Source organism: Serratia sp. CY47444 (assembly GCF_052168635.1).
In the GTDB taxonomy this organism is placed as follows: domain Bacteria; phylum Pseudomonadota; class Gammaproteobacteria; order Enterobacterales; family Enterobacteriaceae; genus Serratia; species Serratia bockelmannii.
On record NZ_JBJNMH010000005.1, the window covers coordinates 90,309 to 111,349 of the forward strand.

Genomic DNA, 21,041 nt, shown 5'->3' on the forward strand with positions numbered 1-21,041 from the left:
TGGCCGGGATAACGAGTGATGCTCTTCTGGCGAAGCGGGCAATGATGGCCAGTGATAAAGTCACTGGCAGGGGCAAGTTATATTGTCTCCCCCATCGACAGGCGGAAGTGGAGATCGACACGTTCAATGGTCGGCAGCCCTTTAATTTTTTTTATTATGATTTCTGTCGCCACTTTCCCCATCTCATACCGTGGCGTCAATACGCTGGCTAACCGAGGGGTAATGATCTGCCCGATCTCAAGACCGTGAAATCCGGCAATGGCAATTTGCGCTGGAACGCTGATACCGTTTGCCAGACATTCCTGTAACACGCCCACGGCCAGATCGTCGTTGGTACAGAGAATCCCATCCATATCCGGATACATCTGGCTCGCAAGCGTCATCATGCCTGTTCCAATCGAAATGGAAGAGATCTTATTGGGGGAGATACGACCGGTAGGTAAATCATGGTTAGCCATTGCCTGACAGTATCCCGTATAACGCTGTTCATCGCGGATATCAGACATTGAACCAAAATAGATAATGCGTTTTTTACCGCTGGCCAGCAGCATGGTGGTCATATCGTAGCCGGCTTTCACATTATCAAAACCCACGTTAATTCGATCTGTATTGCCTGACAGCCCCATGATTTCAGCAACGGGTATTTTTGCCGTCTTCAGGAATTTTTCCGCCCGCAGACTATGGACCGACTCGGTCAGCAGCAGCCCTTTTATCTTAAAAGCCAGGATCGCGGCAATTTGCTCCTCTTCGCGTTTGCTGTTGTAGTCATAATTGACGACCAGCGTCTGATAACCCTGTATAGACGTCACGGATTCAATGCCGGCGAGGACATCAGCAAATATCAGATTGTTAAAAGAAGGAACCAGAACGCCGATGAGGGGAGGGCTATTGGAATAGAGGGCGGGATTGTCGGGATCGGCCTGATAGCCGACTTCCTCGATAACGGCGGCAATGCGCGCAGCTGTTTCCGGTTTAACCCTGTCCGGCGTGCGCAGATAGCGACTGACCGTCATTTTGGTTACACCCGCCAGTACAGCAATGTCATTTAACGTAATTCGCTGCGACTTCACCATTCATACTCATCTGACCCAGACCGTGTTTGTCATTATGCCCACTGCTGAGTCAAAAGAGAATGCGTGCAATGCGCTACCTCCGGCGTATCCGGTGACAACCGCACGATGCGCCGATCCCGGCTTCTTTTGCCGTTCCAGCATGAGTATGTTCATTATCCCCACATTTCGTAACGGAGTGAAAGAAAGGCACGCATCAGCGTGCCGTGGACTCTCATGGAAGAAAAGGCGGGCAGTTTGATTCCTTTTCGCCCGCTCAACCCGCTCAATAAGGTGAGCGGGCGATGTGGCCGGGTTAACTGAGAATATCTTCGGCGATCACGTTGAACAGCGTATCGATCTCGCCTTGAGTGTTGTAGTGCATCATGCCGATGCGCAGCACGCCGCCGTCCTGCAACCCCAGCTGTTGCACCAAGCCCAACGCATAGAAATGCCCGCTGCCGGCGCAGATGTTGTGCTGCCCGAGGCGGCGAGCGATTGCGTCAGGCGTATGGCCGCTGAAGGTCAGGGCGAAGGTCGGTGTGCGGCGCGCGCTGTCCGCCTGGGGATAGCCATAAAGCCGCACCCCGTCGAGCTGCTGCAGCCGCTGCAGGAAGTGGCGGCACAGCGCCTCTTCATGCTGGTGGTAGGCGGCGAAGCTCTCCTGCAAACGCTGCCTTAACGGCGCGCCGGGCGAGCCCCACTGCGCCAGATACTCGATAGCGGCCGCGACGCCGGCCAGCGCTTCGAAGCTCTGAGTACCGGTCTCGAAACGGCCGGGGCCGACGTCGGTGGCCGGCTCGACTTTGTACGGACGCAGGCGCTGCAGCCACTGCGGCGCGATGTAGGCCATGCCGATGTGCGGGCCAAAGAACTTGTAGGCGGAGCACACCAGGAAATCACAGCCCAGCGCCTGTATGTCGATCAGGTTATGCGGGGCGTAATGAACGGCGTCGACATACACCTGCGCACCGACCTGATGCGCGGCTTCGACGATGGTTTTGATATCGACAATGCTGCCGGTGACGTTGGAGGCGTAGCTGACCGCCACCAGGCGGGTGTTGGCATTGATGCGCTCACACACTTTCGCGGCATCCAATGCGCAGTCGGCGCTCTCGAGCGGTATCTGATGCACCACGGCCCCTCTGTCGGCAGCGGCCTGCTGCCAGCTGGAGACGTTGGCGTAGTGATCCAGCGCGGTGACGATGACCTCATCGCCGGCCTGCCAGTCGCGGCTGATGATGCGGCTGAGATGAAAAGTCAGCGTGGTCATGTTCATGCCGAAGACGATGGTGTCGGCCGACGGGGCATTTAACAAGGCGCGCACCGATTCCCGCGCCTGGCCCATCACCTCGCCGGTGACTCGGCTGGAGAAGTAGTGGCCGCCCAGGTTGGCGTTGTATGCCCCCAGGTAATCCGTCATTTTTTCCAGCACGCCCCGTGAAACCTGCGCACCGCCGGGGCCGTCGAAAAAGATCGCCGGTTTGCCGTCGATGTGCTGGGACAGGGCGCTGAACTGGCGGCGGGCGAGCTCGGGAGTAAAGGTCATGCTTTCTCTCCCCGCGCGGTGAGGACGAAGAGGTCCAAATGGCCTTCTTCTGTTGGGCTCACGGCGTTGATCGGCGTGGCGTTGTGCCACAGTTTGCTGTCCGCCAGCAGCACGGCTTCGCCGTCCGCCAGCGCTTTTTTAAAGAAGGGATCGTGGTGACTGTCGTCATACAGCATGATTTCACCGCCGACGATGTTGTGCCGGTGAATGGCGATCATCGCGATGTGGTCGAAACCGTCCTGGTGAATGCCTTCCGGCGCCACCTGGGTGTCTTTCTCGATGGCGACCACGCGCATCTGGTGGATCTCTATCTCGGCGCCTTCCGGCAGTTCGTTGCTTTCTGCAAACAGGCTGCACATCTCTGCCATGCCGGCGCTCTGCAACACGGCGCTGTCGATAGGTTCGAAGCGGCGCACCACGTTGCCCTGAAAGTGGTTGATCTGATCCGACTGCATGAAAGTGCGCGGCCCCACTTCGGCGACGTTGGGGTTGAGGTATTTGACGACCGAGTAACGGCGCAGGCGATATTTTCCGTCGGCGTGTTGCGTGTGGGGCAAGGAGGAGAACGATGGCATCAGCTGTTGGGTGGCTTGCGGGCTTAGTACAGTCATACTTATTACGTTTTCGTGTTTCTGTAACATAATCACCTCTAATAATAATAATTTATGATGTTGTAGGGGGTAATTCGATTGAATTGTAGACGACTCTATAACCAACGCAATTTGGCGGTGGCGCGGTGTGACGGCGGTCGTAAAGTGGGGTGAACAGTAGAGAGGATGAGCGAAAGGGAATGCCGGTATGAAGCGGGTCATTCAGCAAAATGAGCGCTAACGGGGGGAGAATTCATGCGCAAGCATAACGTGACCAAGGTTACGCTTTCAGGGATAACTCTCATGAATATGAGGTGCTTTACTATAATTCCGGGACAGAGTGACCGCAGTGGCATTGCCTGGTTGTTGAAAGAACAATCTTCAATTCCCCCTGAATAAGGACTCCGATCATGCAGCATGTCAGAAAATTCGTCATTTCCTGCCTGTTTGCGTCGATAATGTTCCCCGGCATGGCCTTCGCGGAAGATCCCCCCGTGACACCGTTGGCTACCGGGATCGTCAGCAGCGGCGTAGCCGAAGCGCAAGTGACCGAGGCCGTGCGCCACGGTGAAATCCTGACCATCAAAGTGCGTTTCAAAGGGTTGAAAGACAACCTTAATGGGCAAGGCTTGTATAGCAGTCTGGATAAAAGCAGCCTTGAGAAATCCTTCTATATTCTGGTGGGTAATAAAAAATACCTGCTGCTTACCGATAGCAATAATGTCCCACTGGCCTCTCCCAGCGTGTCATTCAGCTCAAGTTCAGGCATTCCCTATGTCGCCACCTGGTTTGGCAGCTTCCCTGCGCCTCCACCTGATGTGAAAGAGGTGTACCTGACGATCGCCAACGTCGAGCCGCTCGGGCCGATAGCCATTACGGATCGTTGAGCGATGAACGGCCTCAGGAAAGCCGCCTGTGTGGGTGGGATGTTAGCCTTTGGGTTGGTGTCATTGGGTTCATGGGCTGACAGCGGAGAGCCGGCATCCGTGGGGAAACCGGTGATACTCGATCTTAAGGCCACCCGGCTGGATTTGGTTGGTTTGCCTTCGGGGCTGAATGCCGGCGTCCTTGATCTGCAGAGTAAGGCAGCGGATTTGGCTAAACAATCCGCCGACATTTCCGTCAGAGACAGCAAAAATGCCGTAACGTTATCGATGCGCAGCGATGTGCTGTTCGCTTTCGACAGCGATGCGATTGCTGCTAAAGCGGAGCCTGCGCTGCAACAGGTGGCGCAATTTATCGCGGCCGAACCGGTAGGGAACGTGGTGATCGAGGGGCACACCGATGCGGTGGGCAGCGATAAATATAATCAGGATCTGTCGCTGCGACGCGCACGTGCGGTGGCTGTTTGGCTGATCGCACATGGGGTAGAAAAATCTCGTCTGAGTGAACGGGGAAAAGGGGAGGCTGAACCGGTGGCTTCCAACGACACGCCGACGGGCCGGGCCAAGAATCGGCGGGTTGACTTCGTGTTGCCGAAAACCGCTGCCGCCGGTTAACCCCGCGTCGGTGGACGTTTCTTTTGCCAGAGCCGCTTTTAAACGGGCTCTCCTGCTGACTGCTTGTAGGGCGTGGAGCCGGTGACGTTAATGATTGATGAACATAATCGCGTCGCCAAAAGCCTGTATCCCACTTTCGGCTTTCGCTTTAGCGACCCCGACAAAATGCGGGGTCAGAACGTCTCGAAATACAGCTCGCGCAACAGCCAGGATATTTCGTTATTGGTGCGGTTCAGGACGTCTATTCTGTGAACTCCTATCGCTTCTGCGCGCAGATCGAGCAGCAAGTTGCGAATCTGCCGGAATAACGGGGTTTGCGGGTTGGGTTTGGCCAACTGCTGTCCACACAGTTTGATACCGGCGTCGCAGCCGGTGGCGATGTCCGTCAGGCAGCACGGGCAGGTGGTTTTTTGGCGCGCCATATTGCGGCATTGTTGCCCGATTACCTGATTAAAATGGCGTAATTGCAGGCAGACTTCCCGCGAGTTCAACGGGTTGGAATGGGTTGTCATCGGTTTCAGCTCCCTTGTCTGCGCCTATATTGGCACTTACCGATGAAGATAACCACGGACAAGCCGAGGGGGTATCGCCTTGTTTTGTCTGGAAGCAACGAAAGCGATGAGGCCCGCGATGGCGGGCCGGTAGAGTCAGGCGCGTTTAAACAGATTCGCCGCCTGGAACAGCGCAAAGGAACTGACCAGCATCTCGATGCCGACGATCGCCGTCACCAGCGTGACCGACGCCGCCGGGCCTGAACCGATCAGCATCCAGGCGATGATCAAATCGAGCACGCCGATAACGAACTGCAGCCAGTTGCCCGGCAATCCGCGGCGCATATAGCCAGCCGCCAGGCGGGCGATGCCGCCGAGCGCGAACAGCACGGCGAGGTACACTGCCAGCGCCAGAATGCCCGCCAGCGGGCTGGTGATGAACACATAGCCGATAATCAGGTAGGCCACGCCCAGCAGAATGCCGCCGATCATCGGCCAAGTATTCTGCGCTCGGTTGGCGATCATAGCGATAATCAGCCCGGCGCCGCTCAACAGCAGCAGGACGCCGACCACGATGCTCAGCGCCGCGCCGGAGGCGAAAGGATTAACCAGGCACACTATACCGCCCGCCAGCAGCAGGAAGGCGATGATCAGCAGGGTGGTGCGTTGCTTTTTGAGCAGTTCTTCGCTCAGGAGGGGCAGATTATTGCGATCAAGGTTTAGCATGTTACAGCTCCATTCTCTTTGTTGCGATCCTCGGGGGCACTCTATTTTTCCGAACGCTCTATTATAGTAGTCACTTTTTAATCACTGCGGTAAATCCGGCGTGGCGTTTATGCTTGGTAGCGGCGTGTTATTCGGCCAGTTCATCAACGATGAAATCAATCAGCGCCCTTACCGAAGGGGGGAGTCCTTGTCTGGAAGGGTAAAACGCGACAATCTTGTGTTGTTCCAATGTCCAGTCGTCGAGCAGCGTTTTCAGGCTGCCGTCGAGCAGTTCCTGGCGGGCTAATTTCAGCGGCAGGCAGCCAACACCGACGCCTTTTACGATCGATTCCTTGATCAGGCGAATGTCATCGCACACCATGCGCGACTCGTTGTTTATTTTGACTTCGCGATCGGCTTGTTGAAACGTCCAGGCGGCCTGAAGATGGGTCGATAACCACCCGACCGTTGGCAAACTGGAGAGATCTTCGGGCGTATTGATACTTTGGTACTGAATAGTTGCAGAGGGGGCGACCATAAATGCGGTGGGCACAGCGCAAATTCGACGCATCACCAAGTTGCTGTTTTTGGGTTCATCGGCGATGAGTTTTAATGAGAGGTCATACCCTTCAGAAATAATATCCACGTTGCGATTAAATATTTTCACATGCAAATTGACCTTGGGGTATTGCAGCATGAATTTCGCCAGGACTTCCGTTAGGCCAAGATCCAGGAGAATGTTTGAGCAGGTTAGTTTTATTTTTCCAGTGGGTTTTTCGCTTTTGTTAATAATGAGGCATTCCGCTTTCTCTGCGGTGCTAATCATCTGCAGGCAGTACTGATAATATTCTTTTCCTATATCGGTGACCATGAGGTTTCGCGTTGAACGCTGAATAAGTCTGACATTGAGCCTTTTTTCCAAATTGGATATTCGTCTTGATAGCGTCGATTTGGGTATACCAAACTTCTTACTGGCGGAAAGAAATCCACCGCATTCAACTACTCTGGCAAACATAACCATCTCATTGAAATCTATCATATAAGGTTGACCTTCCCAGTGGTGAGATACTCATTCCCAATAATCGTTCTATTTACCCGGCTGGTTCATTGCTAGCCTGATGTCGGAGCGTTTGAAAGCATGCTACATGCTTGGAATGCATGGGGCGATCGGAATTTGATGATTTTGATGATAAAGGAGAAGGGAATGACTTTTAAATATAACCGATTAGATAAGGCACAGGCCGCCGTGTTATTAGTCGATCATCAGACGGGGCTACTGTCCCTGGTTAGAGATCAGGATCCGGATAAATTCAAAAATAATGTTTTGGCGCTGGCCGATCTGGCTAAATACTTCAATTTACCGACGATACTGACCACGAGTTTTGAAAACGGACCGAACGGCCCTTTGGTGCCAGAGCTAAAGCAAACGTTCCCTGACGCCCCCTATATTGCTCGTCCCGGCAATATCAATGCCTGGGATAATGAAGATTTCGTCAAGGCGGTAAAGGCCACGGGCAAGAAACAACTGATCATCGCCGGCGTGGTGACCGAGGTTTGCGTGGCGTTTCCTGCGCTCTCTGCGTTGGAAGAGGGGTATGAGGTTTTCGTCATCACCGACGCATCCGGCACGTTCAATGCGATTACGCGCGATGCGGCTTGGGATCGCATGTCCCAGGCCGGCGCGCAGCTGATGAGTTGGTTTGGCGCGGCGTGCGAATTGCACCGCGATTGGCGAAATGATATCGAAGGGTTGGGGAACCTGTTCTCTCAACATATCCCTGACTATCGCAATCTGATGACCAGCTTCAGTTTGCTGACCTCAGGTAAACAGTAACCCCGGCATCGCTGCATGATTTGGCGCCTTATGGCGCCATTTTTCCTCCCGCCGATCGTGCCGCAGCGGCCTCCGTGCCAGTTGTTTTCCGATAGTTGCCTCTTTCCCGCTTTTTGACTGACCCGGCGCAAATGTTACACTGTGCGGCTGACGCGTATCAGAACCGAAAAGACGACCGAGGACTGGATTTGAGCACAGGAAGCAAATGGGCTGGGTGGCGCCGCATCGCGGCGTGTCTGACATTGGGGCTGTTGTTGGCCGGGTGTTCGGGTAAAAATGCCTACAACCGCGACTACGACAAACTGCCGAAGGGCACCTACACCGGCAAGTCCTACACCGTCAAACGGGGCGATACGCTGTACTACATCGCCTGGATCACCGACAGCGAAGTCAGCGATCTGGCCAGAATCAACAAGATACGCCCGCCCTATAGCCTGGAAGTGGGGCAGAAACTGCGGCTGAGCGGCAGCGCGCCGACCAAAACCGCCGCCACGCGTCGTAAAACCTCTTCGTCTTCCGCTGCGATCGCCAAGCAGACGCCGCCGCCGGGCGCCGCCCGCTGTTGGCGCTGGCCGACCAGCGGCCGGATCGTGCAGGCCTACTCCAATGCCGATGGCGGCAACAAGGGCATCGACATCGCCGGCAAACGCGGCCAGCCGATTTACGCTTCCGCCAAGGGCAAAGTGGTGTACGTCGGCAACCAGCTGCGCGGCTACGGTAACCTGATCATGATTAAGCACGGCGAAGATTTTATTACCGCCTATGCGCACAACGACACTACGCTGGTGCGCAACGGTCAGGATGTGAAAGCGGGGCAGAAGATCGGCACCATGGGCAGCACCGGCACCGATTCGGTGTTCCTGCACTTCCAGATCCGCTATCGCGCTACCGCACTCGATCCGCAGCGTTATCTGCCGCCGCAAGGTTCGTCGCCGTCCTGTTAACGTCAATCTGGCTCCTTGCGGAGCCAGATGTCAGCTATTTCAGCGGCAGGTAAAGATCGGTCACCAGTTCATATTCCGCCACCTCGTGCACGAAGTTGTGGTAGTGGAAATAGAGCGGAAAATCGCGCAGCTCCTCGCCGCTGGCCGGCAACCACTCGCGGTACAGATAGTGGGCACTTTCCGAGAGCCCATCCAGCGAGCCGTGATGGCGCAGCACCGCGCAGCGCCCGGCCGGCAGCGTGCCGTTCACCACGCCAAAGGCGTTGTCCTCCGGGATCGGCGCAGTGACCTCGCCGCAAATGAAGAAGTGGAAGTCCTGCGCGTCGGTGATGGCCGGATCGTGCGGTGCGATGCCGTAAGTGCGGCTGCTTCTGACCGGCGACAGGCCGCTGGTTTTGCGCCACTCGATAAAGCGTGCGGCGGTTTCGTTGACCAGCGCGGGCGGGCCGCTATGTTCGATCATCGCCACCGGCGTGGCAGGGAAATCGACAATGTCTACCTTCATGGGTTGTTTCCTTTTATGTTTTGGTTCGGGAAAGCGCTGCTGCCAATCGATCCAGGCCGGCTGTTTGCGAAACTGGCTCGGCGTTTGGCTGAACGCCTGTTTGAAGGCGCGGCTGAAGGACTCCGGGTTTTGAAAACCGGCGTCCAGCGCGATGTCAATCACCGGCTCCAGCGGGTTATACGCCAGGCGGTAAGAGGCGCGTTTAAGCCTCATCCACTGGATATAACGCCACACCGAGATGCCGCAATACGCGCTAAACTGGCGTTGAAAATGAAAGCGCGAAAAATGGGCCACTTCGCTCAGTTTTTCGACGGTGAGCGCCTCGTCCAGGTGGCGGTCGATATAGTCAAAGACCTGCGCAAAGCGCTTTGCATACGTCTGGGTCATGTGATTGTCTCCTCCATGCCTGAACTTTGCCCGAGTCGCCGCCGCTTCTCCTGACGGATGATGCTGAGTTGCCACCGCAGGAAAACGGGATGGCTGCGGCGTTCGCCGCCGGCCAGGCCAAACTCATAACCCCCACGCGGCCGTGCGCCGCGAGCACGACCGAGAAGATGAATATTACATGATGGACCGTTCCCGTTTGCTGAAATTCCTGCTGCCCTACCTGTGGCCGAAAGACAACCCGCGCCTGCGGGGGTATCTGGTGGTGGCCTTCGTGTTTATGGTGGCGGCTAAGGTCAGCACCACGCTGGTGCCGCTGGCCTACAAAGCAATGGTCGATGCGCTGAGCGGCGAGACGGCGAAAATGCTGGCGGTGCCGCTGGGGCTGATTATCGCCTACGGCGTGGCGCGGGTGGGCGGCGCGCTGTTTGAGGAGCTGCGCAACGTGATGTTTATCCACGTCAGCCAGAATGCCACGCGCCTGCTGGGCGTGCGGGTATTTCGCCAGCTGCATGCGCTGAGCCTGCGCTTCCATCTGGAGCGTCAGACCGGCGGGCTGTCGCTATCCATCGAGCGCGGCACCCAGGCGGTGTCCACGGTGCTGTCGCGGCTGCTGTTCTCCATCGTGCCGATCCTGTTCGAACTGACGCTGGTCACGGCAATCATGTGGCATATGCTGAACGGCTGGTTTGCGCTGGCGATCCTGACGACGGTCGGCTGCTACATTCTGTTCACCGTGCTGGCGGTGAGCTGGCGCACCCGTTTTCGCCGCGAGCTCAACAAGGCCAACGCCGACGCCAACAGCAAATCCATCGACAGCCTGCTGAACTATGAGACCGTGAAGTACTTCGGCAATGAAGCGTTCGAGGCCGAGCGTTTCGATCTGTCGCGGCGGCTGTACGAATACGCCGCCATCAAGAACCAATTCAGTTTTACCGCGATCAACCTGGGGCAAACCGCCATTATCTCGATCGGGCTGATCGTGATGATGGCCATGGCGGCGCAGGGCATTACCCAGGGGACGATGACGGTCGGCGACTTTGTGCTGGTCAACGCCTACCTGCTGCAGCTGTATCAGCCGCTGAACTTCTTCGGCTTTATTTATTCCGAGGTGCGCCAGGCGCTGATCGACATGGAGAATATGTTCGATCTGCTGCAGGAAAAGCGTGAGATCGTCGATAGCCCGGATGCGCAGCCGCTGCGCCTCGAGCGCGGCGAAGTGCGATTCGACGCGGTCAGCTTCGGTTACGACACGCGCCGACCAATCCTCAAGCAGGTGAGTTTTACCATTCCGGCGGGCCACACGGTGGCGGTGGTCGGCGCCTCCGGCGCGGGCAAGTCCACGCTGTCGCGCCTGCTGTTCCGCTTCTACGATGTGCAGGGCGGCGCCATTACCCTCGACGGCCAGGACATTCGCCAACTGACCCAGGCCAGCCTGCGGCAGGCGATCGGCATCGTGCCGCAGGATACGGTGCTGTTCAACGATACGCTGCGCTACAACATCGGTTACGGCAAAACCGGCTCCAGCGATGAAGACATCGAGCGGGCGGCGCGGCTGGCGCATATCCATGATTTTATCGTCGGTCTGCCTGACGGTTACGACACCCGGGTGGGTGAGCGCGGGCTGAAGCTGTCGGGCGGTGAAAAGCAGCGGGTGGCGATCGCGCGCACCATCCTGAAAAATCCGGCCATCCTGGTGTTCGACGAGGCGACCAGCGCGCTGGATACCCAGACCGAGCGCGAAATCCAGGGGCACCTGCGCGAGGTGAGTCGCAACCACACCACGCTGGTGATCGCCCACCGGCTCTCCACCGTGGTGGACGCCGATGAGATCATCGTGCTGGAGGCGGGGGAGATCGTCGAACGCGGGGGGCATGAGACGCTGCTGGCGGCGAACGGCCGCTACGCCGCCATGTGGCAAACCCAGTACAGCGAAGAGCAGGAACCGCACTGACGCTGCCGTTCACCCCGCCGATGGCGCGGCCTTGAGCCGTTGTATCACGTAGTCGCAGGCGATGCGGTAATCCTGCTGCAGATCGGTGTCATCCCCGGCCAGGCTACCGCGCAGCCAAAGCCCATCGATCATCGCCGCCAGCCCGCGCGCTGCGTCGCGCGCCTGCTGCAGCGGCAGCTCGCGGCGGAACTGGCTGCAAATATTGGAATAGAGCCGCCGATCGTTGGCGCGCTGTAGGCGGCGCAGCACCGGCTGGTGCATGCTGGCGGCCCAGAAGTCGAGCCAGGCGCGCATGGAAATAGCGTTGGTTTGGCTGGGGTGGAAGTTGCCCTGAATGATGGCGCACAGCTGCGACTGGCTGTCGCTCGCCGCCTGAGCGCGGCACTCGGCCACCGCGTCGCGCAGATCGCGCAGGATCTTGCGCATGGTCGCGCTCAACAATCCTTCTTTATCGCCAAAATAGTGGCTGACGATGCCGGTCGACAGCCCGGCCTCTTTCGCCACCTGAGAGAGGGTGACGCCGGCCAGCCCCACTACGCTGATGGTTTCGAAGGCGGCGTTAATCAGCTGCTCCTTGCGCTGCTCAGGAATGTCTCTGCGGTACATATTTTCCCCAACTGATAGGCAAATCACACTTTGAATTTGATTGATTGAACGGTCAATCAATACTCTATATGCTGCGAAAATGTCAAATAAATGACGATAGGATGTTAACTGAAGGTTGCATTTAAATCGTCTGTCTTTCGCATCATGGAAGCCTGCCAATGACAATGAAAACTCCCCCATCGCTTGACGAAGAACCTGTCAGATTAAATGTCCCGGTATTTTTCGGTTCAGCGGCAGTGATCCTGCTGCTGGGATCGCTGATTGTGCTGTTTCCCGCCGCCAGCAAACAGTGGTTGAATGTCGCGCAAAGCTGGGTGGCCGATGTGTTCGGCTGGTATTACATGCTGCTGATGGTCGCCTGCATGGCGTTCGTGTTCTGGCTGGCGCTGTCGCGCTTTGGCCATATTCGCCTGAGCCAGGATGACGAGCCGCCGCAGTTCAGCTACCCCTCCTGGGTGGCGATGCTGTTCTCGTCGGGCATCGGTATTGCGCTGGTGTATTACGGCGCCTATGAGCCGCTGGATCACTTCCTGTCGCCACCGGAAGGCAGCGGCGGCAGCGTACAGGCGGCGCGGCAGGCGATGGCGCTGACCTTTTTACACTGGGGGCTGCACGGTTGGGCGCTGTATGCGTTGATCGCCACCGCGCTCGCCTATTTCGCCTATTGTCGCGGTTTGCCGCTGGCGCTGCGTTCGGCGCTGTACCCGATCTTCGGCGAGCGTATCCACGGTGGCGTCGGCCATCTGGTGGACAGCTTCGGCATTCTGGTGACGGTTATCTCGATGGTGACCAACCTGGGGATCGGCGCGCTGCTGGTGAACTCGGGGCTGTTTTACCTGTTCGACATCCCGCAAAGCACCGGCGTACTGCTGGCGCTGATCGTGGTGATGATGGTGGTGGCCACGCTGGCGGCGGTCACCGGCGTCGAGAAGGGCATTGCCATGCTGTCGAACATCAACGTCGGCTTCTTGTGCCTGCTGCTGCTGTTCGTGTTTCTGGCTGGCCCGACGCTGAACCTGCTCAACGGCATGTTGCAGAACCTCGGGGATTATCTGACCTCGCTCGTCAGCCGCAGCTTTGATATGTATCTGTACGGCAAGGCGCGCCAATGGCAGGGTGCCTGGACGCTGTTTTATTGGGCCTGGTGGGTGGCGTGGGCGCCGTTCGTCGGGCTGTTTATCGCACGCATTTCCAAAGGCCGCACCATCCGTGAACTGATCTTCGGCGTGTTGCTGATCCCGCTCGGGTTCACGCTGGCGTGGCTGTCGATCTTCGGCAATACCGCCATCAGCCTGGTGCTGGAAGGCGGGCAGGCGATCCTGGGGCAGGTAGCGCAAAGCGATCCGCCGATGGCGGTGTTCAAGCTGTTCGAATACCTGCCCTATACCCAGCTGACCGCCGGTTTCGTGGTGGTGATAAGCTTTGTGCTGTTCCTGACGCCGGTCGACTCCGGCACGCTGATGATAGCTAACCTCTCCTGCCAGGGCGGTTCCGCGCACGATGACGCGCCGGCCTGGCTGCGAGTGTTCTGGGCGGCGGTCACCACGCTGGTGTGCGCCGGGTTGCTGTACGCCGGCAGTTTCAGCGCGATGCAGACCGCAGTGGTGCTGTGCGGCCTGCCGTTCTCGGCGGTGATCGTGCTGTACATGGTCAGCCTGCGCAAGGATCTGCGCGGTTACGCCATGACGCCGGCGATCCCCTGAGGCGGTTTATTCGTCCGCGCGCGGCCGATGATGCACGTACTCGACAATCGTGCCGTCCGGCAGGCGCGCATTGAAACAGGCGCCGGTGGGCACTTCCACCGGGCCGAAGAAGATCTCGGCTCCGGCCGCCAGCAGCCGCTGGTGGTAAGGGTAAATGTCATCGACCAGCAGCGTGCCGACGGTGCTGCGAAAAGGGCGTAGGTTTTCTTCCGCGCCTTCCAGGATCAGAAACGGTCCTACCGCTGCCAGCACCAACCGATGCTCGGGAAAGTCGAAACGCATATCCGCTTCCACGCCGTGCAGTTGCTCGTAAAACGCGATGGCGCGGTCAATCTCGCCTTCGTCGACGTAGACCCGGATCAGTACGCGCGGCTCGCGCAGCGATGAAGAGTCGGCGGTTTTGCGCCAAAAGCCCGCTTCTGTCAGTTTTGCCGTCATTGCTCATTCCTCATAGTGGCTCGTTTCCCCGTCATCATGCCGCCGTTTGGCCGTAGGGATTAGACTGAGTTGTTATGAACTAGCAGCGGCGGAAATAAAAAAGCCCCGGTAACGGGGCAAAGACCAGCTCAGGTCGGAATAGCGGGCTAAAGCGGGCGTCAGGCGCGATGGAATTCCGGTAACACCAGTTGGCCGATCTCCTGCATCGTCTCTTCCAGCGGCCGCTGGTTGCGGCGGAAATGCAGGCCGATGTGGTTGACCCCGGCGTCACGCATGGCGCTCAGTTCCTGAATCAACCCATTGCGGCCGCTCTTGATGCCGAAGCGATGGCGCTGAATCGGCGCGTCGGCGTTATCTGTGAGGTCGAGATGAATAAAGCTGACGTAGGGTTTGTCACCGGCCACGTTACGCCAGAGTTTGACCCGCGAAACGTGGTCCGCAGGCGTGCCGGGATACGACAGCCAGCCATCCATATTTTTTCCCACCCACTCAGGCGTTTGTTGCGCCAGCCCGGCGACCAGCAGCGGCGGCGGCGGCGTGGCCGGCAGCAGGCGCAATCCAGGCTGGAGCGCGCTGTCGGCTTCCCCTTTGAGAATGCCGACGCTGGTGCGAAAGCGTTCACCGCGCGCGGCGTAATCGGCGCCGAACAGCGGGTATTCCACAGGGCGATCGCCGCTGGCGACGCCGAGCAGCAGACGATCGCCGCTCAGCGTTTGCAGCGTGGAAGCCGCTTTGCGTACCAGCCACGGCTGGCGCAGCGGCAGCACCACGGCCGCGGTGCCCAGCAGAATATTGCGCGTCAGGCTGGACAGGTAGCCGAGGTAGGTAAAGGTCTCAAACACCTGCGCGGCGTCGCCGAAGTCCGGATCGTACAGCGGCACGTCGCGAACCCAGGCGGCGCGAAAGCCGAGCTCATCGGCCAGCTTGATGCGCGCAGCGTGTTCGCTCATGTCCGGCACGCCGAACGGTCGCCCATCCTGCTGGCGTTTCAGCTGCCCGCTGGTGGACCAATCGTTGTCCAGCGGCAACTCGATGCCGATGGAAAGCGGCTCCCGGGTTAGTTTTTCGATGCTCATGTGTCACTCCGTCTCTGGCCTTGCGGCGCGGTGTCGAACGATGGCACGAAGTGTTGCATGGCGCTTAATTGAGATAAACAGCCCTAATCGCAATAGATAATTGCTGTTGCGAGCATAATTACTTTGCAGGATACGGCATGATTGCCGTGATTTACGTCACGCTCTGCGCTTTTGTTATTGTCCAGATTAAATGATGTACCCTGCCAATAGCCTTTCCCTCGTAAGAGTTACTTTGTTGTGTGGTAATAAAATAAAACGAAATGATTCAATAGATAAAAACGAATCCGAATGCTGCCTATCGTTAACTGAAAGTGGATAACAAATTAATAAACCTGAAGAGTTAATGGTGAGATTATTCACAGATGGCGTGAAAATAGGCGTTTTTAACCGCGGGAAAATACCCGTTATTATTTTATTATCTGTAAAAACAAAGTGATAAAATATCTGATTGTGATAATTCTATTTTAAAATAGTACCGGATAAAAACTTCATTCGTCTCTAAGAAAGCGCCGGTTGACAGACCGCCGGCTTGCGATAATTTTATGTCATTAATATGTTAATGAGTTGTTGTCGTGACGGAGGGCCAATGTTTCTCTTGGCCGAGCGCTTAATACACTTATGCCATGGCGGGTCGCCATTCATAAGTTAACTTATGGACAAATGACGCTATGAATACATCGCCAGGGCCTCGCCGCGCATTAAGTGAAGAGAACCGGTTGCTGATTATTTTGTTTTTCGTCTTCGGCTGCGTGTTCGTCGATCGTCTGACCATCTCGTTTCTGTTTCCGATGATTGCCGCCGACCTCAAGCTCAGCAACGTGCATCTCGGCACGCTGTCGGCGGTGCTGGCATTGACTTGGGCGCTGTCTGGCGCGGGGCTGGGGGCGATAGCCGATCGCTTTAATATCCGCAAACCGATGCTGATCCTGTCGATCCTGGTGTTTTCGCTGTTCTCCGCGCTGTCGGGGTTGGTCAGCGGGTTTGCCATGCTATTGATCTTCCGGGCGCTGATGGGGATCGCCGAAGGGCCGGTTTTGCCGATCGCGCAATCGTTGATGGTGGAAAAATCGCAGCCGCAGCGCCGCGGTTTCAACATGGGATTGATCCAGGGCGCGGCGCCGGGGCTGCTGGGCGGCATTATCGCGCCGCCGCTGATCATCTATCTGGCGCAGAAGTGGGGCTGGAGCATGGCGTTTCACCTGACCGCCGTGCCGGGCATCATTCTGGCGTGGTTGATCTATCGCCATGTGAACGGCAAAAAAGATCCCGCCTTTATCGCCGCGCCGGCGACCGGTAAGGCGGCGGGCAAAGCCGCTTACGGCGAGCTGTTCAAAATCAAGAACGTGGCGCTGTGCATTCTGATTTCCTGCGTGTTCGTCACCTGGTTCATGATCATCATTACCTTCACCCCCAACTTTTTGGTGACCGACCGCGGCTTCGGCGAAGGCACGATGGGCGGCATCATGAGCGCCATCGGCGCTGCCTGGGTGTTCTGGGGCGTAGCGGTGCCGGCGATTTCCGATCGCCTCGGCCGCAAGCCGACGCTGATCTTCTTTTCATTGCTGGCGGTGTGCTGCCCGCTGTTCCTGAGCTACGTCGACAACCCGTGGCTGCTGGGCGTGCTGGTGTTCCTGTCTTATACCGGCCTCGGCTGCTTCACGCTGTTTATGGCCACCATCCCGTCTGAAACGGTATCGCCGGCCCGTATCGCCACCGCGTTGGGGCTGGTGATGGGGATCGGCGAGGTGATTGGCGGCTGTCTGGCGCCGTTTATCGCCGGGCTGATCGCCGATCGCTATGGCCTGGTCAGCGTGATGTGGCTGGCGGCTGCCGGCGCGGTCTGCGCCGGCGTACTGAGCTGTTTTCTCGATGAAACTGCACCCGCGGTGGTGAGCCGCAGAACGGTGAAACCGGCGAGCGTTGCCGACGTGTAAGACGGTTTTATCCCATTCAATCAAGGAGAGCGAAGATGTCAGCAGAACAATCCGTACTGAATCAAAATGCCGAACCGGACTGGAAGAATTACGACGATTTCGCACGCGGCATCGACACCAACCGGCTGCCGGGCACCCAGGACTGGCGCGGCAAAACGTTGCAGATCGCCTTTGAAGACGGCGGGGACTTCACGCTGCGTTTCAGCGCCGATCGGCAGCGGGTGCTCTGGGCCTGGGGCGGGGAGAGCGGCGAGGACGCTTACGAAGAGGTGCAAACCTCCGCCGCACGCTATTTCTTCAATATTCCGCTGCAGTCGCCGGGCAACGAATGCCTGACGCTGGTGCTCAACCGCGACAGCGGCCGGGCGCTGCTGGTGCGCAGCACGCTGCTGCCTGAACATGCGGTAGAAAAGGGGTCTCGCCTCAAGCAAAGCTTCCACGTTGGGCTGATTGCAGGCGTCACGCCGGGCGGCATCGCACCGCATTTGACCCGCGAGCTGATCGGCTATCGCACGCTGAACGTCTACAGCCCCAACCATTACTACGAGCACTTCTACGTCAACACCGAGCGCTACGCCTGGCAAAACCTGCGCGGCGAACAGTTCGGCCACGGCGACATGGACTACGCCACTTACTACAAGTTTGAGGATGAGATGTTCCTGTTCACCTTCCGGGAAAAGATTATCCCGGTGTGCTCGGTGTTCTTCTTCGACTTTATCTCCGGACGCTGCACCGGCACCTTCCTCGGGCTGGACGCCGCCGGCCGGGTGCTGGTGTCACCGGCCGGGGCATTCATCAGCAAGATGAGCTACAACGCGTACCCGGAGGGCGTGCAGCCGCTGTGAATCAGGCGTTTCTGACCAGCGATCCGGCGTTGATCTCCGTGATGGATTTCGCGCCGGTGAGCGTCATAGCGACGCGCATTTCCTTGTCGATCAGATCCAGCAAGTTGGCCACCCCGGCTTCGCCCGCCGCCGCCAGCGCATAGACGAAGGCGCGCCCCAGCAGCACGCTGTCGGCGCCCAGCGCGATCATGCGCACCACGTCCAGGCCGCTGCGGATGCCGGAGTCGGCCAACAGGGTAATGTCGCCTTTCACTGCGTCGGCGATCGCCGGCATGGCGCGCGCGGTCGACAGCACGCCGTCCAGCTGGCGGCCGCCGTGGTTGGAGACGATGATGCCGTCGGCGCCGAAGCGCACCGCGTCTTTGGCGTCTTCCGGATCCAGAATGCCTTTGATGATCATCGGGCCGTCCCAGAATTCGCGGATCCACTCCAGATCTTTCCAGGAAATCGACGGATCGAAGTTGGCGCCCAGCCAGCCGATGTAGTCTTCCAGGCTGGTCGGTTTGCCGCGGTAGGCCGAGACGTTGCCCAGATCGTGCGGCTTGCCGAACAGGCCGACATCCCAGGCCCACTGCGGATGGGTAAACGCCTGCAGCACGCGGCGCAGGGCGGCGTTAGGGCCGCTCATTCCCGAGTGGGCGTCGCGGTAACGGGCGCCGGGCACCGGCATGTCGACGGTAAACACCAGCGTTTTCACGCCGGCGGCCTTGGCGCGTTCCAGTGCGTTGCGCATAAAGCCGCGATCTTTCAGCACGTAGAGCTGGAACCACATCGGCCGATCGATCGCCGGCGCTACCTCTTCGATCGGGCAGACCGACACGGTGGACAGCGTGAACGGAATGCCTTTTTTGGCCGCGGCACGCGCGGCCTGCACTTCGCCGCGGCGGGCGTACATGCCGGTCAGCCCCACCGGCCCCAGCGCTACCGGCATCGCCAGCTGCTCGCCGAACAGCGTGGTCTCCAGGCTGAGTTCGGACATATTGCGCAGCACGCGCTGGCGCAGGGCAATATCGGCCAGATCTGCGGTATTGCGCTTCAGCGTATGCTCCGCGTAGGCCCCGCCGTCGATGTAGTGAAACAGAAACGGCGGCAGTTTGGCCTGGGCGGCGGCCCGGTAGTCGGTTGACGCGGAGATGATCATAGTGTTTACCTTCTTGTCTTGCTTGCGATAACGAGTGTTCAGTCAGAGCGTGAGGATCGCTGCCATACCGGCCGCAATCCCTCCGTACGCCAGCATCGGCAGCACGGTCTTTCTGATGATTTTGCCTTCGGCGTTACCGATCCCGAGGATCGAACAGACCGCGATAATGTTGTTCAGGCACACCATGTTGCCCATGGCGCCGCCGACGGACTGCAGGGCCAGCGTCAGATTGACGTCAAGGCCGCTGCTCTGGGCGATCGATTGCTGAATGCCGCCGAACGTCAGGTTCGAAACGGTATTGGAACCGGAGAAGAACGAGCCCAGCGCACCGAGGAACGAAGAGAACAGCAGCCAGCTCTCGCCGGTCAGCGCCGCCAACGCTTTCCCGATCAGGATCACCGGCGCGTTGTCGCCGCCCTGCATCATCAGGTTGACCATCACCAGCGCGCCGAAAAGCGCGATAAAGGGCCGCGCGATGCGCCCGCCGGTTTCGCTGAACATTTGCCGCACCTGGCCGCCATTCAGACGGAACAGCGGAATACACAGCACCACCACCAACAGGAACGGGATCAGCGCCGGGACATACAGCGTTTTGTAGCCGGCGGCGGCGGAGGTGCCCAGTACCTGCTGCAGTTCGACGATCAGCGCCTGACTAATGCGCAGCTCCCCGAGCCAGCCGAGGTTTTCCTGCCACAGCAGCGTGGTGTTGTTGAGCAGCGCCTTCAGGCCCAACTGATGCACGCGCGTCACTATCAGAATAGCAATCAGTAGCAGGGTCGGGGTCATGGCCTTGACCACCTGCAAGAACGGCACCGCCTGCCCGGCGTTCTGCAGTTTGTCGCTGCGGGCGAGACCGATGCCGCCGCGTGCCAGCAGCACCGAGAGCGCCAGGCCGATGGCGCCGCCGACCAGCGCCGGGAACTCATAGTTCACCTGGGCCAGCAGCAGATAGGGCAGGGTGCAGCTCAGCACGCTGAGCAGGATAAACGGCAGGTTACGGCGGATATCCTGCCAGGAAACGATAAAGCGCAGCGCCAGCAGAGGAATAACGAAGCCGGCGATGAAGTGGATCAGCGCGGTTTGCCGGCCGATCTCCAGCAGGCTGGCGTCCGACAGGCCGAGATTGGCAAAGCCGAACCAGGTGGGGGTGCCCACGGCGCCGAAGGAGACCGGTACCGAGTTCATTACAAGCGTCAGCAGGGCGACGCGCAGCGGGTTGAAGCCCAGCCCGACCAGAATCGGCGCGGCGATGGCGGCCGGGGTGCCGAAGCCGCTGGCACCCTCGATCATAAAGGCGAATGCCCAGCCGATAATCATCAGCTGAGCCACGGGATTGGGGCTGATGGTTTCCAGCCAGCGCCGCACCACGTTTTCCGCGCCGCTTACCTGCATCAGTTTGTTGAGCAGGATGGCGCCGGCGATGATGGTGATCGGCGTCAGCGTCGACACCAGCGCGGTGATGATATTGGCATGCAGCAGCCGCAGCGAGGCATCGAACCACAGGAGCTGTACGGCATACACCGCGGCGGCCGTCAGCGGCAGGGCGAGATAAGAGGGCACGCCATTCCTTTTGGTCATCATCCAAATCAGTAGGACGATGGGCGCAATACTAAAAAGCAGGGGCATAAGATCCTCAGGGTTATTATTTTTATGGGCAGAGATATGTAGCTGAAAGGTTAATTACCGCAACATTTTCATTCTAATCACAACGATGGCGACGATGCCATGCGGTAATTTTTTAACATCGGCGAACGGCGTTGGCGGCGGGAAATTGGTCGACGGGAGGGGGTAAAT

At 58.3% G+C, this 21,041-nt stretch carries 20 protein-coding genes; 8 read left to right on the top strand and 12 right to left on the bottom strand.

Annotated elements, in window-relative coordinates:
• Positions 1-77: 77 nt before the first annotated feature.
• The 3 genes from ACJ8IL_RS09785 to ACJ8IL_RS09795 all read right to left on the bottom strand — a co-directional run bounded on the left by ACJ8IL_RS09785 (position 78) and on the right by ACJ8IL_RS09795 (position 3,209).
• Complete coding sequence (locus ACJ8IL_RS09785; protein WP_043142708.1) at positions 78-1,070, bottom strand: LacI family DNA-binding transcriptional regulator; 993 nt, start codon at positions 1,068-1,070, stop codon at positions 78-80.
• 295 nt (positions 1,071-1,365) lie between these two features.
• On the bottom strand, positions 1,366-2,598 hold the full coding sequence (locus ACJ8IL_RS09790) for a cysteine desulfurase-like protein (RefSeq protein ID WP_442516516.1): 1,233 nt from the start codon (positions 2,596-2,598) through the stop codon (positions 1,366-1,368).
• Positions 2,595-3,209, bottom strand: a complete 615-nt coding sequence (locus ACJ8IL_RS09795; RefSeq protein ID WP_442516517.1) for a 2OG-Fe dioxygenase family protein — start codon at positions 3,207-3,209, stop codon at positions 2,595-2,597. Before ACJ8IL_RS09795 ends, ACJ8IL_RS09790 begins: the two co-directional genes overlap by 4 nt.
• Positions 3,210-3,598: 389 nt before the next feature.
• Here ACJ8IL_RS09795 and ACJ8IL_RS09800 point away from each other — a divergent pair, with 389 nt between their 5' ends.
• The gene (locus ACJ8IL_RS09800; RefSeq protein WP_004931717.1) at positions 3,599-4,075 is read left to right on the top strand and encodes a hypothetical protein; all 477 of its coding nucleotides are present in this window, start codon (positions 3,599-3,601) and stop codon (positions 4,073-4,075) included.
• Positions 4,076-4,078: 3 nt separating this feature from the next.
• Positions 4,079-4,687: an OmpA family protein gene (locus ACJ8IL_RS09805; protein WP_043142565.1), complete on the top strand. Its 609-nt coding sequence runs from the start codon at positions 4,079-4,081 to the stop codon at positions 4,685-4,687.
• Positions 4,688-4,860: 173 nt separating this feature from the next.
• Here the strand turns inward: ACJ8IL_RS09805 and ACJ8IL_RS09810 are convergent, their stop codons facing one another.
• From ACJ8IL_RS09810 to ACJ8IL_RS09820, 3 genes are all read right to left on the bottom strand, one after another.
• The gene (locus ACJ8IL_RS09810; protein ID WP_025304105.1) at positions 4,861-5,199 is read right to left on the bottom strand and encodes a hypothetical protein; all 339 of its coding nucleotides are present in this window, start codon (positions 5,197-5,199) and stop codon (positions 4,861-4,863) included.
• A 135-nt stretch (positions 5,200-5,334) separates the two neighbouring features.
• Positions 5,335-5,904 carry an HdeD family acid-resistance protein gene (locus ACJ8IL_RS09815; RefSeq protein WP_043142563.1) on the bottom strand — a complete coding sequence of 190 codons (570 nt, stop codon included), beginning with the start codon at positions 5,902-5,904 and terminating at the stop codon, positions 5,335-5,337.
• Positions 5,905-6,031: 127 nt separating this feature from the next.
• Complete coding sequence (locus tag ACJ8IL_RS09820) at positions 6,032-6,898, bottom strand: LysR substrate-binding domain-containing protein (protein WP_158523427.1); 867 nt, start codon at positions 6,896-6,898, stop codon at positions 6,032-6,034.
• Positions 6,899-7,087: 189 nt separating this feature from the next.
• Here ACJ8IL_RS09820 and ycaC point away from each other — a divergent pair, with 189 nt between their 5' ends.
• Both ycaC and actS read left to right on the top strand, forming a co-directional pair.
• Positions 7,088-7,717 (top strand): isochorismate family cysteine hydrolase YcaC, encoded by a 630-nt coding sequence (gene ycaC / locus ACJ8IL_RS09825; protein WP_025304103.1) that lies wholly within the window; start codon positions 7,088-7,090, stop codon positions 7,715-7,717.
• 188 nt (positions 7,718-7,905) lie between these two features.
• Positions 7,906-8,661 carry an amidase activator ActS gene (actS, locus tag ACJ8IL_RS09830; protein ID WP_060435022.1) on the top strand — a complete coding sequence of 252 codons (756 nt, stop codon included), beginning with the start codon at positions 7,906-7,908 and terminating at the stop codon, positions 8,659-8,661.
• A 34-nt stretch (positions 8,662-8,695) separates the two neighbouring features.
• On the opposite strand, the gene ACJ8IL_RS09835 is transcribed toward actS, so the two are convergent.
• The gene (locus ACJ8IL_RS09835) at positions 8,696-9,553 is read right to left on the bottom strand and encodes an AraC family transcriptional regulator (protein ID WP_173888453.1); all 858 of its coding nucleotides are present in this window, start codon (positions 9,551-9,553) and stop codon (positions 8,696-8,698) included.
• Positions 9,554-9,734: 181 nt separating this feature from the next.
• Here ACJ8IL_RS09835 and ACJ8IL_RS09840 point away from each other — a divergent pair, with 181 nt between their 5' ends.
• Positions 9,735-11,504 (top strand): ABCB family ABC transporter ATP-binding protein/permease, encoded by a 1,770-nt coding sequence (locus ACJ8IL_RS09840; protein WP_414104945.1) that lies wholly within the window; start codon positions 9,735-9,737, stop codon positions 11,502-11,504.
• Positions 11,505-11,513: 9 nt separating this feature from the next.
• On the opposite strand, the gene betI is transcribed toward ACJ8IL_RS09840, so the two are convergent.
• Complete coding sequence (gene betI, locus ACJ8IL_RS09845; RefSeq protein ID WP_173888456.1) at positions 11,514-12,110, bottom strand: transcriptional regulator BetI; 597 nt, start codon at positions 12,108-12,110, stop codon at positions 11,514-11,516.
• Positions 12,111-12,268: 158 nt separating this feature from the next.
• Here betI and ACJ8IL_RS09850 point away from each other — a divergent pair, with 158 nt between their 5' ends.
• On the top strand, positions 12,269-13,813 hold the full coding sequence (locus ACJ8IL_RS09850) for a BCCT family transporter (RefSeq protein ID WP_025304098.1): 1,545 nt from the start codon (positions 12,269-12,271) through the stop codon (positions 13,811-13,813).
• A gap of 6 nt (positions 13,814-13,819) precedes the next feature.
• Here the strand turns inward: ACJ8IL_RS09850 and ACJ8IL_RS09855 are convergent, their stop codons facing one another.
• Both ACJ8IL_RS09855 and ACJ8IL_RS09860 read right to left on the bottom strand, forming a co-directional pair.
• Entirely contained in the window at positions 13,820-14,251 is a 432-nt protein-coding gene (locus tag ACJ8IL_RS09855; protein ID WP_049206127.1) for a VOC family protein, read from the bottom strand.
• A gap of 158 nt (positions 14,252-14,409) precedes the next feature.
• Entirely contained in the window at positions 14,410-15,327 is a 918-nt protein-coding gene (locus tag ACJ8IL_RS09860) for a TIGR03571 family LLM class oxidoreductase (RefSeq protein ID WP_025304096.1), read from the bottom strand.
• 716 nt (positions 15,328-16,043) lie between these two features.
• Between ACJ8IL_RS09860 and ACJ8IL_RS09865 the strand changes: the two genes are divergently transcribed.
• Positions 16,044-17,261 carry an MFS transporter gene (locus tag ACJ8IL_RS09865; protein ID WP_043139766.1) on the top strand — a complete coding sequence of 406 codons (1,218 nt, stop codon included), beginning with the start codon at positions 16,044-16,046 and terminating at the stop codon, positions 17,259-17,261.
• Between the two features lie 35 nt (positions 17,262-17,296).
• Complete coding sequence (locus ACJ8IL_RS09870) at positions 17,297-18,106, top strand: MoaF C-terminal domain-containing protein (protein ID WP_038629879.1); 810 nt, start codon at positions 17,297-17,299, stop codon at positions 18,104-18,106.
• Between the two features lies 1 nt (position 18,107).
• Here the strand turns inward: ACJ8IL_RS09870 and lldD are convergent, their stop codons facing one another.
• Positions 18,108-19,247, bottom strand: coding sequence for an FMN-dependent L-lactate dehydrogenase LldD (gene lldD, locus ACJ8IL_RS09875; protein ID WP_025304093.1), 1,140 nt, complete (start codon positions 19,245-19,247; stop codon positions 18,108-18,110).
• Positions 19,248-19,289: 42 nt separating this feature from the next.
• Positions 19,290-20,873, bottom strand: coding sequence for an L-lactate permease (locus ACJ8IL_RS09880; protein ID WP_043139775.1), 1,584 nt, complete (start codon positions 20,871-20,873; stop codon positions 19,290-19,292).
• Between the last annotated feature and the right edge of the window lie 168 nt (positions 20,874-21,041).

Bases quoted from the DNA above. Each gene is read 5' to 3' on its own strand.
- ACJ8IL_RS09800 (WP_004931717.1), top strand. From the start codon at position 3,599: ATGCAGCATGTCAGAAAATTCGTCATTTCCTGCCTGTTTGCGTCGATA.
- ACJ8IL_RS09835 (WP_173888453.1), bottom strand. From the start codon at position 9,553: ATGACCCAGACGTATGCAAAGCGCTTTGCGCAGGTCTTTGACTATATC.
- ACJ8IL_RS09795 (WP_442516517.1), bottom strand. From the start codon at position 3,209: ATGACTGTACTAAGCCCGCAAGCCACCCAACAGCTGATGCCATCGTTC.
- ACJ8IL_RS09855 (WP_049206127.1), bottom strand. From the start codon at position 14,251: ATGACGGCAAAACTGACAGAAGCGGGCTTTTGGCGCAAAACCGCCGAC.
- ACJ8IL_RS09860 (WP_025304096.1), bottom strand. From the start codon at position 15,327: ATGAGCATCGAAAAACTAACCCGGGAGCCGCTTTCCATCGGCATCGAG.
- lldD (WP_025304093.1), bottom strand. From the start codon at position 19,247: ATGATCATCTCCGCGTCAACCGACTACCGGGCCGCCGCCCAGGCCAAA.
- ACJ8IL_RS09810 (WP_025304105.1), bottom strand. From the start codon at position 5,199: ATGACAACCCATTCCAACCCGTTGAACTCGCGGGAAGTCTGCCTGCAA.
- ACJ8IL_RS09880 (WP_043139775.1), bottom strand. From the start codon at position 20,873: ATGCCCCTGCTTTTTAGTATTGCGCCCATCGTCCTACTGATTTGGATG.
- ACJ8IL_RS09805 (WP_043142565.1), top strand. From the start codon at position 4,079: ATGAACGGCCTCAGGAAAGCCGCCTGTGTGGGTGGGATGTTAGCCTTT.
- ycaC (WP_025304103.1), top strand. From the start codon at position 7,088: ATGACTTTTAAATATAACCGATTAGATAAGGCACAGGCCGCCGTGTTA.
- ACJ8IL_RS09840 (WP_414104945.1), top strand. From the start codon at position 9,735: ATGGACCGTTCCCGTTTGCTGAAATTCCTGCTGCCCTACCTGTGGCCG.
- ACJ8IL_RS09820 (WP_158523427.1), bottom strand. From the start codon at position 6,898: ATGTTTGCCAGAGTAGTTGAATGCGGTGGATTTCTTTCCGCCAGTAAG.
- ACJ8IL_RS09870 (WP_038629879.1), top strand. From the start codon at position 17,297: ATGTCAGCAGAACAATCCGTACTGAATCAAAATGCCGAACCGGACTGG.
- ACJ8IL_RS09815 (WP_043142563.1), bottom strand. From the start codon at position 5,904: ATGCTAAACCTTGATCGCAATAATCTGCCCCTCCTGAGCGAAGAACTG.
- betI (WP_173888456.1), bottom strand. From the start codon at position 12,110: ATGTACCGCAGAGACATTCCTGAGCAGCGCAAGGAGCAGCTGATTAAC.
- ACJ8IL_RS09850 (WP_025304098.1), top strand. From the start codon at position 12,269: ATGACAATGAAAACTCCCCCATCGCTTGACGAAGAACCTGTCAGATTA.
- ACJ8IL_RS09790 (WP_442516516.1), bottom strand. From the start codon at position 2,598: ATGACCTTTACTCCCGAGCTCGCCCGCCGCCAGTTCAGCGCCCTGTCC.